The sequence below is a fragment of the Treponema sp. R8-4-B8 genome, from assembly GCF_054786175.1.
Map to the genome: position 1 here is coordinate 1 of NZ_BDHE01000367.1, position 460 is coordinate 460.

Genomic DNA, 460 nt, shown 5'->3' on the forward strand with positions numbered 1-460 from the left:
TATCACCGATAGAGCGTACATCATGTCGGAGGGGCGGATACTAATATCGGGAACAGCCCAAGAGTTAGCAAATAGCCCAGAGGCTGTCTCTTATACACATCTCCTTGCATAATAGGGGATTGGCTTCGCCGCGATAAACACGGTGCGGGTCAAGCCCGCAATGACGGTGACTTTGATGCCTTAGCGGTTTACACAGATTTTGCAACAGTCTCATAAGGAAAGATCAAATGAAAAAGATCAGCGTAATGATACCGTGCTACAACGAAGAATGCAATGTCGTACCCATGAGCGAAGAAGTAGTCAGGATTCTTGAAAACGAACTGTCCGGTTACGATTATGAAATCGTATTTATCGACAACTGTTCTACAGATAATACAAGGCCGTTGCTGCGGGAGATTTGCCGTAAAAACCGAAGGATAAAGGCCATATTCAACGCGAAAAATTTCGGGCAGCTCAACTC

Annotated in this window: 1 protein-coding gene; it reads left to right on the forward strand. The window is 45.4% G+C overall.

Annotated elements, in window-relative coordinates:
• Positions 1–227: 227 nt before the first annotated feature.
• Positions 228–460 (forward strand): glycosyltransferase (locus tag ACYVRA_RS08795; RefSeq protein WP_461252338.1); only part of this gene is annotated, 233 nt, incomplete at its 3' end.